Origin of the sequence: Arthrobacter antioxidans, assembly GCF_023100725.1 — a bacterium.
GTDB classification, from domain to species: domain Bacteria; phylum Actinomycetota; class Actinomycetes; order Actinomycetales; family Micrococcaceae; genus Arthrobacter_D; species Arthrobacter_D antioxidans.
In genome coordinates this window covers 3172602-3188458 of the sequence record NZ_CP095501.1, presented here as the reverse complement: position 1 = coordinate 3188458, position 15857 = coordinate 3172602, and the positions used below count along the sequence as shown (strand labels likewise).

The window sequence follows — 15857 nt, the reverse complement described above, 5'->3', positions numbered from 1 at the left end:
GCTAGCAACGGAGCCGATGACAGTGACAACGCCGGACATGCCAGGCCTTCACCCCGTGGACGATGCGGCGCGCCACATCCCTCCCGCATCGGTCGCGCGTCTCACCATCTACCTGCGGGCGCTGAATTCCCTGCTCGCCGAGGGCATCGAACGGGTGTCCTCCGAGGAACTCGCGGATGCCGCCGGAGTGAACTCGCCCAAACTCCGCAAGGACCTCTCCTACCTCGGGTCCTACGGCACCCGGGGCGTCGGGTACGACGTGCAGTACCTCAACCGGCAGATCTCGGTGGCCCTCGGGCTCACGCTCGACTGGCGCGTCGCGATCCTCGGCGCGGGCAACCTCGGACGGGCCCTCGCCGGCTACTCGGGGTTCGGCTCGCGCGGGTTCGAGATCGTGGCGCTCTTCGACGCCGACCAGCTGGTCGTCGGGTCCGAGGTGGGCTACCTCCGGGTCAGTGCGGTCGACGACCTCGAGGCGGTGCTGGAGCGCACCCGCACCAACATGGCGGTGCTCGCGGTTCCCGCGGCGGTCGCCCAGGAGCTGTGCGACCGCCTCGTCGCGGCCGGGATCTCCAGCATCCTCAGCTTCGCGCCCGTGGTGCTGCAGGTACCGCCGCACGTCCAGCTGCGCAAGGTGGACATGTCCACCGAGCTCCAGATCCTGGCCTACCACGCACAAAGGGCGCAGGAGCCGGACCTCGGTCCGGTCTCCCGCGCCCAGTAGGCGGGGGTACGAGCGCCCGCGCCCTCAGTACCCGAGCTTCTGCGGGGCGAAGTACGGCCGCGCCGGCTTCAGGTAGGTCAGGACGACGCCCGCCACGCCCAGGAGCAGGACGATCACACTGAGTGTGATCGACAGACCGGAGACCGGCACCGCTTCCTGGCCCGAGGCCTCGACGGCCTGGTTGGCAAGCGGCAGGAGCAGCAGGCCGCCGACGGTCACCAGCACGTTGAGGGCCGCGAGGACCGTCGCGGTGATGCGGGCCCAGTTGCGACCCCGGCGGATGAAGATCGCCAGGACCACGTAGACCGCGGCGGCGAGGGCCGCGAACAGCAGCTGGGACACCATCTGGACCGATGATCCGGCGCCCTCGGGGATCTCCGTCACCCCGACGACGGAGGAGAGGAAGTGGAGGACGCCCGCAGCGAGGATGAGGTAGTACGCCCGCTGGACCTCCTTCGGCGCCGGTCCCTTCTCGGTGAGACCCGGCGCGCCCGATGCCGGGTAGGCGTAGCTCGGGGACGGGGACTGCTGGGCAGAGGGGTTCTGGCCGCTGCCGCCCGCTCCCGGTGCGTTCCAGGCGGGCCCGTTGTCCTGCCCGTTCGGAGTGTCCTGTGGTGTGCTCATCGTCGCGTCCTTCGCTGATCAGGGAGTGGTCATCCGGCCGGTGGCGCCCCCCATGGACGCGGCCCCCGTGGATGTGGTCACCGTCAGCCTAGTTCGTGGGCTCCCCCCGAAGGCGGGACGAAACGCCGACGGCCGGCGTCGTCGGGAGGACGACGCCGGCCGTCGGGGCCTGCGGGCGGGCGGTAGCCCGGGTGGCGGATCAGACCGTGGCGACCGCGGGAGCCACGAAGGCGGCTTCGATGGTGATGGTCACCTTGTCGCCGACGAGGACGCCGCCGGCCTCGAGGGCCGCGTTCCAGGTGAGGCCGAAGTCCTTGCGCGAGATGCTCGTGGAGGCCGAGACGCCGGCGCGGGTGGCGCCGAAGGGGTCCACGGCCACGCCGTTGAACTCGGCGTCGAGGGTCACGGGCTTGGTGATGCCGCGGATGGTGAGGTCACCGTTGATCCGATAGGTCTCGCCGGAGCCCTCGTGGGAGGTGGAGACGAAGGTCATCTCGGGGAACTGCTCGACGTCGAAGAAGTCGGCGCCCTTGACGTGGCCGTCGCGGTTCTCGTCGCCGGAGGTGAAGGATGCGGTGCTGATGGTCGCGGAGATGCTCGAGTCCTCGAGCGACGAGCCGACGGTGAGTGCGGCGTCGACGTCCTTGAACGAGCCGCGGACCTTGCTGATGCCTGCGTGGCGGACGCTGAAGCCCACCTCGCTGTGGGAGGGGTCGAAGGACCAGGTGCCGGAGGTGAGGCCTGAGGGGACAGTCATGAGGAACTCCTGAGAAGGGTGGCTGGCGGATGCTTACAGGGAGTAGAAGCATGCATATGCATGTTTTATTCCATGGATCAGTAAAACGTTCAACAAACTCCCGCGCAAGTATCGATTGGCCGTCGCACGCAGCATGCGCGAAACTGGAAGGATGCAGCGATCAACCGTCCACCTGGTGCGCCACGGTGAGGTCCACAACCCCGGGGGAGTCCTCTACGGACGGCTCCCCGAGTTCCATCTCTCCGATCTCGGCCGTCAGATGGCCGCGCAGATGGCCCGGTACTTCCAGGCACGGCGCGACGACGGCGCCGACATCGTGCACCTCGTGGCCTCGCCGCTCGACCGTGCGCAGGAGACGGCGCAGCCGCTCGCGGACACCCTCGGGCTCGCGATCGCCACCGACGAGCGGATCATCGAGGCGGAGAACCGCTTCGAGGGCATGTCCGGGATCAAGAGCCGGCTCCGGCAGCCCCGCAACTGGCCGCTGCTCGTCAATCCCCTCCGCCCCTCCTGGGGCGAGCCCTACCGCCTGCAGGTCGAACGCATGATGGCGGGAGTCCACGACGCGCGGCGGCTGGCCCTCGAGCTCGGTGCCGACAGGGGGGAGGGCCGCCCCGCGGAGGCCATCCTCGTCAGCCACCAGCTCCCGATCTGGGTGACGAGGCTCGCCGCCGAGCACCGCCGGCTCTGGCACGACCCGCGCCAGCGTGAATGCACGCTCACGTCCGTCACGTCCCTCGACTTCGACGGCGAGACCATCCGGCGCGTCCGCTACGCGGAGCCGTGCGCCGACCTGCTGCCCGAGGCGGCGAATGTCCCCGGCGCGTAATAGAATTACTACACGTCGTAGAAATCAACGGAAGAAGCCGTGATCACACCCGTCCGTCCCGCACCGCGCCGCCGCCTGCTCACGCTGCGTACGGCGCTGGCCTTCGCCGTGCCGGTCTCGCTCGCGCTGACGTCCTGCGCGGCGGATGATCCGTTGGCGCAGCAGGCCGCGGCGGGGGACGGCAAGAACTACATCGCGGGTGACGGCTCCGTCACCGAGTACGCCGCGGGCGACAGGGGAGAGCCCGTCGAGGTCTCCGGCACCCTGTTCGACGGCACCTCCGTGTCGAGTGCCGAGTGGGACGGCCAGGTCACCGTGCTCAACTTCTGGTACGCCGCCTGTGCTCCCTGCCGTGAGGAAGCACCCGACCTCGTCTCGCTGCACGACGACTATGCGCCGCAGGGCGCCGCGTTCTACGGGGTGAACATCCGCGACGAGAAGGCCACGGCGGAAGCCTTCGAGCGCAGCTTCGACATCCCGTACCAGAGCTTCGCCGACAAGGACGGCGGGGTGCTGCTGGACATGACGCAGTACGTCCCGCCGCAGGCTGTCCCCACCACGATCGTGCTGGACCGCGAGGGGCGCGTCTCGGCGCGGATCCTCGGGCTCGCGGACCGCAGCACACTCAAGGCCCTGATCTCCGATGCCCTCGCTGAATAGCGCGCCGGGCCGGGCATGCCGATGACGGGGCCGCCGGCCGCGTCGATGCCGCTCGCCGTGGGCAACGCCTTCGCCGACGCCGTCCTGAACGGCTCCATGCTCCTGGCGTTGCCCGTCGCCCTCCTGGCGGGTCTCGTCTCCTTCGTCTCTCCCTGCGTCCTGCCCCTGGTCCCCGGCTACCTCGGGTACGTGACGGGACTGACCGGCGTCGATCTCGAGAAGCAGAGGAAAGGCCGCATGCTCGCCGGGATCGGCCTGTTCGTCGTCGGCTTCTCGGTGGTCTTCATGGCCTACGGGACGCTCTTCGGCCAGCTGGGAGCCTTCCTGCGAGTCTCGCAGGGATGGCTCCTCCAGGTGCTCGGCGTCGTCGTGATCCTCCTGGGCATCATCTTCATGGGCGGGTTCTCCTGGTTCCAGCGGGAGAGCCGCCTCCATGCGAGGGTCCCGGCGGGGCTTTTGGGCGCTCCGCTGCTGGGGGTGACCTTCGGGCTCGGCTGGGCGCCGTGCATCGGGCCCACCCTGGGCGCGGTGCAGCTGCTCGCCATCTCCGGCAACGACGCCACGGCGCTGAAGGGCGCCGTGCTCACCTTCGTGTACTGCCTCGGGCTCGGTCTGCCGTTCCTGCTGATCGCACTCGGCGTGCGGCGCGGCATGGGCGCGCTCGCGTTCTTCCGGAAGCACCGGCTCCTGCTGCAGCGCTCCGGGGGAGGGCTCCTGGTGCTCGTGGGCGTCCTCATGGTCACGGGCGTCTGGAACCTCTGGATCACCCAGTTGCAGGATCTGCTGATCGGCAACGTCGTCCTCCCGATCTGATCGGCGGACGCGCACGGCACGGAATCGAATCGACTTGATGGAAGGCCCACAGTGAAGCAGGACGTCACACAGGACGCGAGGGACAGGCCGGGCACCTCCGCGGCCCGGTCCGACGTCGTCCTGCCCTCCCTCGGGTTCCTCGGGACCCTCCGGTGGGCCTGGACGCAGCTCACGAGCATGCGCACCGCACTCTTCCTGCTCCTGCTGCTCGCCGTCGCCGCGGTTCCCGGCTCGCTGTTCCCGCAGCGCCCGGCCAATCCCGCCATCGTCACGCAGTACATCCAGGACAACCCGGACACGGGCCCCGTCCTCGACTGGTTCCAGCTCTTCGACGTCTACTCGTCGGTCTGGTTCTCCGCCATCTACCTCCTGCTGTTCGTCTCCCTCATCGGCTGCGTGATCCCCCGCGCGATCGCGCACTTCAGGGCGGTGCGCTCCACGCCGCCGCGCACGCCGAAGCGGCTCTCGCGCCTGCCCGTCCACGGCACGCTCGAGGTGCCGTCGGACCAGGCCCGCGGGTCGGGGCTCACCCCCGCCATCGCCGCCGAGCAGGCCGCGGCCATCCTCCGGAAGCGCGGCTACCGCGTGGACGTGCGGGACGCCGACACCGACCGCCCCTCGGTGGGTGCCGAACGCGGACTGGCCAAGGAACTCGGCAACCTCGTGTTCCACACCTCCCTCATCGGGGTCCTGGTCTCGGTGGCCGTCGGAGGGCTGTTCGGCTACAACGGCCAGAAGGTCGTGGTCGAGGGCGACAGCTTCGTCAACACCCTGATCGGCTACGACTCCTTCAACCCGGGCTCCAACTTCTCCGACGACCGGCTCGAGCCTTACTCCCTCCGGCTGGACTCCTTCGACGTCCGCTTCGACCGCGACCAGGAGAGCCACTACGGCCAGCCGCTGGACTTCACCGCCGAGGTGACCACGCAGGACGGCCCCGGTGCGGCCGAGGAGTCCCAGGTCCTCAAGGTCAACGCGCCGATCACGATCGGCGGGACGAACGTGTACCTCGTGGGCAACGGCTACGCGCCGGTGGTGACGGTCCGCGACGGCGAGGGCAACATCGCCTCGGAGGGGCCCGTCGTCTCGGTGCCGTCGGACGGCCTCTACACGTCGCTGATCGTCATCAAGGCCCCGGACGCCAAGCCGGACCAGCTCGGGTTCGTGGGATTCTTCCTCCCCACGGCGTTCGTGGACGAGCAGGGTGTGTCCTTCTCCCGGGACCCGGACCCCTTCAACCCGCAGCTCAACCTCAACTCCTACTACGGGGACCTCGGGCTCGACGACGGCACACCGGAGAACGTGTACGTCCTGGACACCGAGAACCTGACGGAGCTGAACAGCCGCACCAGCGACGACGGCGGGATCGTACTCAGCGTGGGCCAGACCTACGACCTGCCCGAGGGCAAGGGGTCGATCACGTTCGACGGGCTGAAGCGGTACGCGGCCCTCGACATCCACCACGACCCCGGGGAGGTCGGCGCGCTCGTCTTCTCGACGCTCGCGCTGCTCGGCCTGACGGCGTCGCTGTTCATCGGACGCCGCAGGCTCTGGGTCCGCACCGGGCAGCACCCCGACGGCCGCCTCATGGTCGAGTACGGGCTGCTCGCGCGGGGCGAGGACCACCGGCTGCCCGCGGAGGGCCAGACCGTCGAGAAGCTGCTCACGGACCGCTGGTCGGTGCCGGGCGGCGGCACGGGAGAAAACAAGGTGCCGGAGGCCGCGTCGTCGGCAGCAGGCACGGGGCAGTCGCACCACAACTCAAAGGACAACTGATGCCACAACCAGTCAACGCAGAGCTCGGGCAGGTCAGTGAGCTCTTCATGCTGCTGGCCTCCATCGCCTACGTGGCGGCCCTGATCTTCTTCGTGCTCGACCTCGTGCGCTCGAGCACGACCATCGGCTCGCTCGAGACCCGGCTCGCCCAGGAGAAGGCCACCCCCGCCCTCGCCGGCGTCGGTGCGCGCGGGGGCTCGACGTCGGACGCCGCGCCGACCGCTCCCGCCACGGCCGACGACTCCATGGACTACGGTTCCGGTCCGCGGCGTGGCGCCGCGCGCATCGCCGTCGCGCTGACGGTCCTCGCCGCCGTCATCCACGGTGCCGCCGTCGTCACCCGCGGCATCGCGGCGAACCGCGTGCCGTGGGGCAACATGTACGAGTTCTGCACCACGGGTGCGTTCCTCGTCGCCGCGATCTTCCTGATCACGCTCACCCGCAAGGACCTCCGCTTCGTCGGGTCCTTCGTGGTCGGGCTCGTCGTCGTCATGCTGTGCGCAGCCACCGTCGGCTTCCCCACGCCCGTCGCGCGGCTCATCCCCGCGCTGCAGAGCTACTGGCTGATCGTGCACGTCTCCATCGCAGTGGCCTCCTCCGCACTGTTCACCATCACGTTCGCGATGTCGGTGCTGCAGCTCCTCCAGTCCTCGCGGGAGGCCAAGCTCCTCGCGGGCAAGGCGGACACCGCGAAGTTCCTGCGCCTGGTGCCCTCCGCGCTGAGCCTCGAGAACCTCGCCTACCGCCTCAACGCCATCGCGTTCGTGGGCTGGACCTTCACCCTCATGGCCGGTGCCATCTGGGCCGAACAGGCCTGGGGCCGGTACTGGGGCTGGGACACCAAGGAGGTCTGGACCTTCGTGATCTGGACCGTCTACGCGGGCTACCTGCACGCCCGCGCAACGCGCGGCTGGACGGGGACGCGCGCCGCATGGCTCTCGATCGTCGGCTACCTCTGCATCGTCTTCAACTTCACGATCGTGAACATCTACTTCTCGGGCCTCCACAGCTACTCGGGGGTCTGACGACTCCAGCTCCGGGAGCCGCCTGAGGCCCCCGGACACGGAAGAGCCCCGCAGCTCCTGCTGCGGGGCTCTCTCGTGTCCGGATGCTGGTCGGGTGTCGTGGCGCTACGTCCCGGTCTGCGCCGTCACGGAGTGGGAGGGTCCGGGCATTCCCGCTCCGCAGCCTCGTACGGTGGGAGCAGGCGTGGTGAGGGTGACGTCGCGACCACCACCGCACGGCACGCCCGTCAGGGCTGGTGAGCTCCCGTGGGGCCGGGCCCGGCGTCGTCGTTGCCGTCGCCGTCGTGCTTGTCGTCCTGCGCCGGCTCGTTCTTCCCGTCGTCGCGGGCCTTCGCCTCGCGCTCCTTCTGCTCCTGCTCGCGACGGCGCCTCTCCTGCTCGCGGGCCTGCTGCCACCGCTGGGTCTCGAGGTTCTGCAGGAAGGCGGGATCGTCGTCCGGGGCGGTCGGCTGGCGGGGTGCCGGGCGGCGCGGGCCCGGGGGCCGCTCGCTGCGTGGGCGGCCGAGGAGGAACCACATCCCCGCGCCGATGAGCGGCAGGATCAGGATGGTGATGAACCACGCGGTCTTCGAGATGCTCCGCACTTCGTGTTTTCGGCTCATGACGCAGTCGATCAGCGCGTAGATGATGACGGCGACTCCGAGGATCGCGGCGAACAGCAGGAGGCGGGGCATGCGCCAATTGTAGGCGAGTAAACTTGGAGAGTGGCCTTCCTCAAATTCACCGCCCTCCGACTGCTCCTGATCGTCGTCTTCTACGTGGCGTGCGTACTGCTGGGCCTCGGGCTCTTCCTCTCGGCGGTCGTGGCCGCCATCCTCGCCTGGTGCGTGACCTACCTGTTCGCCCGGGATCTCCGCGATGCCGCCGCGGCCACCCTGCAGCGCCGCATGGCCCCGGGCGCCCCTCCGGTCCGGACCGCCGTCGAGCTCGACGACGCCGCCGCCGAGGACGCCCTCGACCCCAACATGCCCGTCAACGCCGACCGCAAGCCGCGCCGCGACGCCGCCTGAGGCGCATCCCGGCGTCGCAGCAGCCGCTCGAAGCAGGAGCGCCGTACCGTGAGCGGCGAGCAGAAGGCGGCTGCGGACCGGACGGCCGCATGCAGGCGCCCGGTCGCTGGACCCCTGTGGTCACGGCCGGCCGGTAGCCGTCGGGAGCACTGCTAGCCGAGGGCCCGCGTGATCACGATGCCCGCCGCGAACAGGATGCTGAACGCCAGGTTGATCAGCCCCGTCTGCTTGAGGACGGGGATCAGGCTCGTGCGCCGGGTGCCGGTGAGCATCAGCCGGCTCGGCACGAGGCAGGCCGGGACGAGCAGCAGGACGAGCAGCATCCACGGATACTCGCCGATCAGGAACAGCGGCAGCAGGACGGCGGCGGCGAGCATCACCACGTAGCTGATCCGCGCGGCGGTGTCGCCGAGCCTCACGGCCAGGGTCTTCTTCCCCACGGCGGTGTCGGTCGGGATGTCGCGGACGTTGTTGGCCATCAGCAGTGCCATGGCGATCAGTCCCGTGCTCACCGCACCGATCCACGCCGCGGCGCTGAGCTGGCCCGCCTGCGTGAACGTGGTGCCGAGGGTGGCGACCAGCCCGAAGAACACGAAGACGAACACATCGCCCAGCCCGCGGTACCCGTACGGGTTCTTGCCGCCCGTATAGCCCCAGGCGGCCGCGATGCAGCCCACGCCGACGAGCAGCAGGATCCACGAGGCCTGCGACAGCAGGATCAGGACCAGCCCCGCCACCATGGCCAGGCCGAAGCAGGCGAAGGCGGCGAGCTTCACGTGCCGGGGCTGCGCTGCCCCCGAGCCGGTCAGGCGCAGCGGTCCCACCCGGACGTCGTCCGTCCCGCGGATGCCGTCGGAGTAGTCGTTGGCGTAGTTCACGCCGACCTGCAGGAGCACCGAGACGATCAACGCGAGCAGCGCGTGGAGGGGCTTGAAGGATCCGAGCCCGACGGCGGCAGCACTTCCGACGATCACGGGGGCGAACGCCATCGGCAGCGTGCGGGGGCGGGCTCCTTCGAGCCACTGGGCGGCAGTCGCCACGGGTCAGTCCTTCAGGTCGGGTGCGTCGATGCGGGATCTCCGTCGAACGGCTAGGCGCGTTCGAGGAGCGTGTGGATGGTCCGGCGGTCGGGCTTGCCGCCCGGCAGCAGGGGAAGGGCGTCGAGCGTCACGATGGCCTTGGGGACGGCGTGCGCGCCCAGTTCCACGTGCACCGCCTGCCGGACGACGTCGGCGTCGACGTCACCCACGATCGCCGCGGCGACCGCCGTGCCCCACTCCTCGCTGCGGATCCCGAGCACCATGGCCTGTTCGACGCCGGGCAGCGCCTGGATGACGTCGGAGACCCTCGTCGCCGAGACCTTGAGCGCCCCGGTGATGATGACGTCGTCGAGCCGGCCGTGCACGGTCGCGGAACCGTCCGTCGCCACCTCCCCGGCGTCGTCGGTCACGAACCAGCGCTGCCCGGAGTTGAAGACGAACTTCTCCTCGGTGAGCCCGGGCGCGTCGAGGTAGCCGTCCGCGAGAACGGGGCCGCCGATGCGCAGCCGGCCGTCCACGGAGCGGAGCTCGACGCCGTCGAGCGGTGTGCCGTCGTAGACGCACCCGCCGCAGGTCTCGCTCATGCCGTAGGTCTCGACGATCTTCAGGTCCTGGCTGCGGGCGAGTGACCGCAGGGATGCCCCGGCGGGGGCTCCCCCGAGCAGGATGGCGTCGAAGCGGCGCAGGAGGCGGAGCGTCTCGGGCGACGGGTCGGCCAGCAGCCGGTGGAGCTGCGTGGGCACCAGGGAGGTGAACCGGACGCGGTCGGTGAGTTCGGCCGCGGCGTCGGTGAAGGCCTGCGGCGTGAATCCCGCGGAGGTGTCCATGACCCACGGCTGCGTCCCGGCATACAGGGAACGCACGAGGACCTGGAAGCCCGCGACGTAGTGCACGGGCAGCGTGAGGAGCCACTGCCCCTCCGCCTTCAGGGCGAACGCGGTGCCCATGGCCGAGGCCGCGAGCGCGTCGACACTGAGCATGGTCTGCTTGGGGGTCCCCGTGGATCCCGAAGTGCTGATGACCGCTGCGATCTCGTCATTGGGCAGTTCCCGGCCGAACACCTGGTCCGGCCTCACGTGGGGGGCGACGGCGGGACCCTCGCCGGCGAGGGCCGCGGCGAGGGGCTTGAGCAGCCCGAGGGCGTCGAAGCCCTCGGGGGTGTGCACGGGGAGGAGTTCCACGCCGCTCCTAGAAGTAGTAGGGGAACGAGGACCAGTCGGGGGCGCGCTTCTCGAGGAACGCCTCCTTGCCCTCCACCGCCTCGTCCGTCATGTACGCGAGGCGGGTCGCCTCGCCGGCGAAGACCTGCTGGCCGGCGAGGCCGTCGTCGGCCAGGTTGAAGGCGAACTTGAGCATCCGGAGGGCCTGCGGGCTCTGCCGGGCGATGTCCGCCGCGTACGCGAGCGCGGTCACCTCCAGCTCCCCGTGGTCCACGGCCTCGTTGACCGCGCCCATGTCCACCATGTCCTGCGCGGAATATTCACGGGCGAGGAAGAAGATCTCCCGCGCCTTCTTCTGGCCGATCTGGCGGGCCAGGAGGGCGGAGCCGTAGCCGGCGTCGAAGCTGCCCACGGTGGCATCCGTCTGCTTGAACCTGCCGTGCTGCGCCGACGCGATGGTCAGGTCCGCGACGACGTGCAGGCTGTGCCCGCCGCCGGCGGCCCACCCGTTGACGACGGCGATGACCACCTTCGGCATGGTGCGGATCAGCCGCTGCACCTCGAGGATGTGGAGGCGGCCGGCCCGCGCCGGATCGATCGTCTCCTTCGTCTCGCCCTCCGCGTACCGGTAGCCGTCCCGGCCGCGGATCCGCTGGTCGCCGCCGGAGCAGAAGGAATGGCCGCCGTCGCGCGGGCTGGGCCCGTTGCCCGTGAGCAGGACGGTGGCGACGTCCGGCGTCATGCGGGCGTGGTCGAGGGCCCGGTACAGCTCGTCGACGGTCCCGGGCCGGAACGCGTTGCGCACCTCGGGGCGGTCGAAGGCGATCCGCACGGTGGGCAGGTCGCGGACGATCCCGCCGTCGGCGTCGCGCTCCACCTGGCGGTGGTAGGTGAGGTCCGCGAAGTCCTCGAAGCCCGTCACGACCCGCCAGCGGGTGGGGTCGAAGATGTCGGATACCTTGGCGGGGAGCTCTGAAGTCACCCGTCGAGTCTAGCGGCGCGGGCCCGGCCGGGCGCCGCGGCCCTCGCCGGTCAGGCAATGCAGAACTCGTTGCCCTCGGGATCGAGCATGACGTACCAGGCGTACGGGCCCTGGGAGTGCCGCTCCACGTAGCGCGCGCCCCGCGCCTCGAGCCGTGCCCGCTGGGCGTCGCGGTCGGCGCCGGCCAGGTCGACGTCGAGATGCACGCGGTTCTTGGTGGTCTTCGGCTCCGGGACCGGCTGGAAGAGGATGCGCTCGCGGCCCGGACGACCGACGTCGTCCGCCCGGCAGATGCCGGCGCCGGTCTTCCAGACGCGCGAGCCGTTGTGCGTGACGACGTCCGATTCCCGCGCGGAGCCCTGCGCGATCATCCGGTCGATGAACGCCTCGTCGGTGGGTTCGACGACCCAGCCGAGCGTCTCCGCCCACCAGTCCGCCTGGGCGTGGGCATTGCTGCAGTCGATCGAGACCTGGATGGAGAAGGGCATGACGGCAGGTTAGGCCCCCCGGCACGGGAGGGGAAGGGCCCGACCGCACGCCGCGCGGAGGGAGGGGAGGCCCCTGCGGCGGTTGCTACGCTTCGGCCATGGACGACACCCCGCTCGCCGGCAGCGACATCACGGCCGCCGTCACGGGAACCGCCGCCGTCACGGGAACTGCCGCCACCCGACCGGCGGCGGGAGCCGTCCGGTGGGACGGCGCGGTGAACGCACGGGACCTCGGCGGTCTCGGGGGATCCGTCCAGCCGGGTCGGCTCTACCGGATGGGCCGGAACGAGTGGCTCACGGAGGCGGGCTGGCACCAGGCCTGGGAGCAGGGCGTCCGGACCGTCGTCGATCTCCGGCACCCCTTCGAGCGCGGTCGCCGGGCAGCGGATCCGCTCGTCGGCGCGCATGCCGTCGAGCGGTTCGAGTTCCACGACCTCCCGACGGAGGACCAGTCGGACGGGGAGTTCATGGCGCTCTGCGGACCGTATCTCAGCTCGCCGGAGCACTACGGGGAGAACCTCCGGCGGTGGCCGGAGAAGTTCGCCCGCGTGGCCCGGGCATTCGTGGCCGCTCCTGCCGGGGGAGTGGTGGTCCACTGCGCCGCCGGGAGGGACCGCACGGGTCTCGTGGTCGCCGTGCTGCTCAGCGCGGCGGGGATAGGGCCTTCGGCGATCATCGCCGACTACGAGCGGGCCGTCACCGCCATGAACGAGCGCTACCGCGGCCAGGAGGCGCCGCACGAGACGCCGAGGACGGACGACGAGCTCGCCGCGTGGCTCACGGGAGCGCGGAGGCAGCTCGGGGACCTGCTGTCATCCCTCGACGCCGCACGCTACCTCCGCGACGCCGGGCTGACGGCGGAGGAACTCACCGCCCTGGGAGCGCGCCTGACGCACCCCGCCTGGCCCCTCTAGCGCTGCAGCCGGGAGAAGTTCACGGAGCTGCGCACGGCGGGGAAGTAGCCGGACCGGTAGCCCTCGTCCGTCGGGTGCAGGTTGTCCACCGCGCCGGGCCGGAAGGTGATCCAGGGATCCGCGGATCCGAGCCCGTGCCCCTCGAACTTCCGCACCAGGTCGACGAACGTGAAACCGTGCGCCTCGGCCCGGCTCCTGATCACCGCGTTCACGGCGTCCGTGCCGTCGTTGAACGCGGTCTGCGAGGCGACGGGCAGCAGGACGGGCGTCCCCGCCTCGGGAGTGAACAGGTGCGGATAGCCGGTGACCACCACGGTGGCGTGGGGCGCCGCGGACCCGATGGTGCTGTACAGCGCGTCGAGCGTGCATCCCAGCGCCGGCAGGGCCGTGGCGTTCTGGGCGGCGATGAACTGCTCGCACTCCGCCGTGGGACGCGTGGCACATACTCCGGCGACCTGCCCGAAGCCTGCGTCGTTCCCGCCGGCGGAGATGGTCACGAGGTCCGTGGACGGGGAGAGGGCGCCGGAGGCGACGACGCGGCCCACCTGTTCGGGCAGGTCCAGGGCGCCCCCGGCCTCGGTGGCCGCCTTCGCGCCGGCGCAGGTGGCATCGGCCACCAGCTCCACCTGCTTCTTCGTGTCGAGGATCCCGGGCAGCCCCAGGGGCGTCTGGCCGCACGCGTTCACGTAGGACCCGGCGCCGAAACCCGAGGCGTACGAATCCCCGAGCGCCACATAGGACAGCGGTGCCGGCGGGGCGGCTGCCACGGGGCCCGCGGTGCCCCCGATCAGGGCTGCCGTGGCTGCTGCGGCAAGGGCGACGAGCCTGGGCCGGATCCCGGCGGAGTGCTTCGTGCGGTTCATGGGCTCACCGTACCGGGGATCGGCCGGTCCAGCAGCAGGTTCGTGATGCGCAGCGTGCACAGGCGCCGTCCCGCGTCGTCGGTGATCAGTACCTCGTGCGTGGTGAGGGTCCGGCCGAGGTGGATGGGCGTCGCCGTGACGGTGACGGTGCCTTCCCTCACGCTCCGGTGGTGCGTCGCGGACACGTCGACGCCCACCGCCGTCTTCCCGAGGGTGGACGCATGGATCACGGCGGCCCACGACCCCACGGCCTCTCCGACGGCGAGGGACGCTCCGCCGTGGAGGAGCCCGAAGGACTGGCGGTTCCCCTCCACCGGCATGGTCGCCACCACCCGCTCGACGGACTGTTCCTCGATGGCGACTCCCATCCGCTCGTCGAGCTCTCCGAGAGTGATCGTCCAGGGGGGTAGGGATTCATGCGTCACGGCGAGCTGCTCCTGCGGATGGGGTCGTGGGTCGTCCGCCACTGTAGCGCCCGCGCGCCCGGCCCACGGCAGGTGTGTTCCATAACGATCCGATGACGGGACCCTCGCACTTCCCGCGCTGACCTGCGGCGATTCTGACATCCGAGTCGTTCCGGTGCCCGTGGAAGCGCTCCCACTTGACAGTGTCCTACGTCACAGTCAGGATGGAGGCTCAGCGTGAGAGCGCTCCCACCGAGTCCGTCACAGAGCGTGTCACAGGTGGAAGTGCACCCTTCGCCGGCACCACCCCCTGCACCCGCGGAAGGCTCATTCGTGCGCTCCCGCGTCCCGTCGGCGTCTTCGACCTCCTGAAGAAGGCGCACCAGTCGACCGTTCCGGCCTGCGTCCTCCTGCGGACGCGGAGACCACCAGGAAGTTCCACCCAGAATCCGCTGCAGACGCAGTGGGATCCGAACTGACAAAGGAGTCACCCGTGCAGAACCGAGCACGAATCACCGCCCTCTCGGCCGCGGCCGCATGCCTCGCCCTGACCCTCGCCGCCTGTGGTTCGGGCGGCGAGGAGAACGCCGGAGTGGAGGGGGAGACCGGTACCGAGGAGGTCACCCTCTCGGTCGGCACGTTCAACGAATTCGGCTACGAGGAGCTCTTCACCGAATACGAGGAGCTCAACCCGAACGTCACCATCGAGCACAAGAAGGCAGCCACCTCGAACGAGGCCCGCGACAACCTCACCACGCGGCTCGCCGCCGGATCCGGGCTCTCCGACATCGAGGGCATCGAGATGGACTGGCTGCCCGAGCTGCTCGAGTACTCCGACCAGTTCGCCGACCTCAGCGACCCCGCCGTCGAGGGACGCTGGCTCGACTGGAAGAGCGCTGCCGCCACCACAGAGGACGGGCAGCTCATCGGCTACGGCACCGACGCAGGGCCCCAGGCCGTCTGCTACCGCGCCGACCTGTTCGAGAAGGCCGGGCTCCCCAGCGACCGCGAGTCCGTCGCGGACATGCTCGACGGCTCCTGGCAGGACTACTTCGACGCCGGTAAGAAGTTCGTCGCCGCCAGCGACGGCACGGCCTGGTTCGACTCCGCCGGAGCCACCTACCAGGGCATGATCAACCAGGTCGAGAACGCGTACGAGGAGGAGGACGGCACCGTCATCGCGACCGAGAACCCCGAGGTCAAGGACATCTACGAGCAGGTCCTCCAGGCCTCCGTCACCGACGGTCTCTCCGCCCACCTCACCCAGTGGGAGGACGACTGGACGGCCAGTTTCCAGTCCGACGCGTTCGCCACGAAGCTCTGCCCGGGCTGGATGCTCGGCATCATCGAGGGCAACGCCGAGGGTATCGACGGCTGGGACATCGCCGATGTCTTCCCCGGCGGCGCCGGCAACTGGGGCGGGTCCTACCTGACCATCCCCACCCAGGGCGCCAACCAGGCCGAGGCCAAGAAGCTCGCCGAGTGGCTCACCGCCCCGGAGCAGCAGATCAAGGCCTTCGAGTCGAAGGGCAACTTCCCCAGCCAGGTCGACGCGCTCGAGAGCGAGACGCTGCTGGGCCAGACCAACGCGTTCTTCAACGACGCCCCGACCGGTGAGATCCTCGTCAACCGCGCCAACGCGATCGACATCAGGCCGTTCAAGGGTCCCAAGTACTTCCCCATCAACGATGCGATGCAGCAGGCCCTGACCCGTGTCGACGTCGACGAGACCGACGACCCCGCCTCCTCCTGGGAGAAGTTCGTCACCGCTGTAGGCGCTCTGTAGCC

The 15857-nt window shown here is 70.2% G+C and carries 18 protein-coding genes; 9 read left to right on the top strand and 9 right to left on the bottom strand.

The genetic code is table 11. From position 1 onward, the window contains the following. Positions 1–37 precede the first annotated feature (37 nt). On the top strand, positions 38–724 hold the full coding sequence (locus MWM45_RS14755) for a redox-sensing transcriptional repressor Rex (protein ID WP_247827083.1): 687 nt from the start codon (positions 38–40) through the stop codon (positions 722–724). 24 nt (positions 725–748) lie between these two features. Here the strand turns inward: MWM45_RS14755 and MWM45_RS14750 are convergent, their stop codons facing one another. Then, entirely contained in the window at positions 749–1348 is a 600-nt protein-coding gene (locus MWM45_RS14750; protein ID WP_247827082.1) for a hypothetical protein, read from the bottom strand. Positions 1349–1547: 199 nt separating this feature from the next. Beyond that, positions 1548–2105: a YceI family protein gene (locus MWM45_RS14745; protein ID WP_247827081.1), complete on the bottom strand. Its 558-nt coding sequence runs from the start codon at positions 2103–2105 to the stop codon at positions 1548–1550. A gap of 151 nt (positions 2106–2256) precedes the next feature. Here MWM45_RS14745 and MWM45_RS14740 point away from each other — a divergent pair, with 151 nt between their 5' ends. Genes MWM45_RS14740 through ccsB form a run of 5 tightly spaced genes read left to right on the top strand, consistent with a single transcriptional unit; the run spans position 2257 to position 7208 of the window. Beyond that, a complete protein-coding gene (locus MWM45_RS14740; protein ID WP_247827080.1) occupies positions 2257–2934 on the top strand; it encodes a histidine phosphatase family protein in 678 nt (225 codons plus the stop codon). A gap of 39 nt (positions 2935–2973) precedes the next feature. Next, the gene (locus MWM45_RS14735; RefSeq protein ID WP_418909699.1) at positions 2974–3594 is read left to right on the top strand and encodes a TlpA family protein disulfide reductase; all 621 of its coding nucleotides are present in this window, start codon (positions 2974–2976) and stop codon (positions 3592–3594) included. A gap of 57 nt (positions 3595–3651) precedes the next feature. After that, positions 3652–4407 (top strand): cytochrome c biogenesis CcdA family protein, encoded by a 756-nt coding sequence (locus MWM45_RS14730; protein ID WP_043443461.1) that lies wholly within the window; start codon positions 3652–3654, stop codon positions 4405–4407. A 51-nt stretch (positions 4408–4458) separates the two neighbouring features. Continuing rightward, positions 4459–6183 (top strand): cytochrome c biogenesis protein ResB, encoded by a 1725-nt coding sequence (gene resB, locus MWM45_RS14725; protein WP_247827079.1) that lies wholly within the window; start codon positions 4459–4461, stop codon positions 6181–6183. Continuing rightward, complete coding sequence (ccsB, locus tag MWM45_RS14720) at positions 6183–7208, top strand: c-type cytochrome biogenesis protein CcsB (RefSeq protein WP_247827078.1); 1026 nt, start codon at positions 6183–6185, stop codon at positions 7206–7208. The genes resB and ccsB overlap by 1 nt, the downstream gene beginning before the upstream one ends. A gap of 227 nt (positions 7209–7435) precedes the next feature. Here ccsB and MWM45_RS14715 read toward each other — a convergent pair whose 3' ends face one another. Further along, the gene (locus MWM45_RS14715; RefSeq protein ID WP_247827077.1) at positions 7436–7882 is read right to left on the bottom strand and encodes a PLD nuclease N-terminal domain-containing protein; all 447 of its coding nucleotides are present in this window, start codon (positions 7880–7882) and stop codon (positions 7436–7438) included. A gap of 30 nt (positions 7883–7912) precedes the next feature. On the opposite strand from MWM45_RS14715, the gene MWM45_RS14710 reads away from it, so the two are divergent. After that, positions 7913–8218, top strand: a complete 306-nt coding sequence (locus tag MWM45_RS14710) for a DUF4229 domain-containing protein (RefSeq protein WP_043441901.1) — start codon at positions 7913–7915, stop codon at positions 8216–8218. A gap of 152 nt (positions 8219–8370) precedes the next feature. Here MWM45_RS14710 and MWM45_RS14705 read toward each other — a convergent pair whose 3' ends face one another. From MWM45_RS14705 to MWM45_RS14690, 4 genes are read right to left on the bottom strand one after another with little or no spacing between them, the layout of a single operon-like run. Further along, positions 8371–9258 (bottom strand): 1,4-dihydroxy-2-naphthoate polyprenyltransferase, encoded by an 888-nt coding sequence (locus tag MWM45_RS14705; protein WP_247827076.1) that lies wholly within the window; start codon positions 9256–9258, stop codon positions 8371–8373. Between the two features lie 50 nt (positions 9259–9308). Continuing rightward, entirely contained in the window at positions 9309–10439 is a 1131-nt protein-coding gene (locus MWM45_RS14700; protein WP_247827075.1) for an AMP-binding protein, read from the bottom strand. A gap of 7 nt (positions 10440–10446) precedes the next feature. Then, positions 10447–11400: a 1,4-dihydroxy-2-naphthoyl-CoA synthase gene (locus tag MWM45_RS14695; protein WP_247827074.1), complete on the bottom strand. Its 954-nt coding sequence runs from the start codon at positions 11398–11400 to the stop codon at positions 10447–10449. A gap of 50 nt (positions 11401–11450) precedes the next feature. Then, positions 11451–11888, bottom strand: a complete 438-nt coding sequence (locus tag MWM45_RS14690; RefSeq protein ID WP_247827073.1) for a VOC family protein — start codon at positions 11886–11888, stop codon at positions 11451–11453. Positions 11889–11986: 98 nt separating this feature from the next. On the opposite strand from MWM45_RS14690, the gene MWM45_RS14685 reads away from it, so the two are divergent. After that, entirely contained in the window at positions 11987–12802 is an 816-nt protein-coding gene (locus MWM45_RS14685) for a tyrosine-protein phosphatase (protein WP_247827072.1), read from the top strand. Here the strand turns inward: MWM45_RS14685 and MWM45_RS14680 are convergent. Both MWM45_RS14680 and MWM45_RS14675 read right to left on the bottom strand, forming a co-directional pair. Continuing rightward, complete coding sequence (locus MWM45_RS14680; protein ID WP_247827071.1) at positions 12799–13665, bottom strand: SGNH/GDSL hydrolase family protein; 867 nt, start codon at positions 13663–13665, stop codon at positions 12799–12801. The two genes, MWM45_RS14685 and MWM45_RS14680, sit on opposite strands and share 4 nt — an antisense overlap. Continuing rightward, on the bottom strand, positions 13662–14033 hold the full coding sequence (locus tag MWM45_RS14675) for a hotdog fold thioesterase (RefSeq protein WP_082046142.1): 372 nt from the start codon (positions 14031–14033) through the stop codon (positions 13662–13664). Before MWM45_RS14675 ends, MWM45_RS14680 begins: the two co-directional genes overlap by 4 nt. Positions 14034–14562: 529 nt before the next feature. Here MWM45_RS14675 and MWM45_RS14670 point away from each other — a divergent pair. Beyond that, on the top strand, positions 14563–15855 hold the full coding sequence (locus MWM45_RS14670) for an ABC transporter substrate-binding protein (protein WP_247827070.1): 1293 nt from the start codon (positions 14563–14565) through the stop codon (positions 15853–15855). Positions 15856–15857: the final 2 nt, after the last annotated feature.

Coding starts and splice junctions, on each gene's coding strand:
- MWM45_RS14685 (WP_247827072.1), top strand. CDS start 11,987: ATGGACGACACCCCGCTCGCCGGCAGCGACATCACGGCCGCCGTCACG.
- ccsB (WP_247827078.1), top strand. CDS start 6,183: ATGCCACAACCAGTCAACGCAGAGCTCGGGCAGGTCAGTGAGCTCTTC.
- MWM45_RS14680 (WP_247827071.1), bottom strand. CDS start 13,665: ATGAACCGCACGAAGCACTCCGCCGGGATCCGGCCCAGGCTCGTCGCC.
- MWM45_RS14755 (WP_247827083.1), top strand. CDS start 38: ATGCCAGGCCTTCACCCCGTGGACGATGCGGCGCGCCACATCCCTCCC.
- MWM45_RS14690 (WP_247827073.1), bottom strand. CDS start 11,888: ATGCCCTTCTCCATCCAGGTCTCGATCGACTGCAGCAATGCCCACGCC.
- MWM45_RS14740 (WP_247827080.1), top strand. CDS start 2,257: ATGCAGCGATCAACCGTCCACCTGGTGCGCCACGGTGAGGTCCACAAC.
- MWM45_RS14745 (WP_247827081.1), bottom strand. CDS start 2,105: ATGACTGTCCCCTCAGGCCTCACCTCCGGCACCTGGTCCTTCGACCCC.
- MWM45_RS14750 (WP_247827082.1), bottom strand. CDS start 1,348: ATGAGCACACCACAGGACACTCCGAACGGGCAGGACAACGGGCCCGCC.
- MWM45_RS14675 (WP_082046142.1), bottom strand. CDS start 14,033: ATGGGAGTCGCCATCGAGGAACAGTCCGTCGAGCGGGTGGTGGCGACC.
- MWM45_RS14715 (WP_247827077.1), bottom strand. CDS start 7,882: ATGCCCCGCCTCCTGCTGTTCGCCGCGATCCTCGGAGTCGCCGTCATC.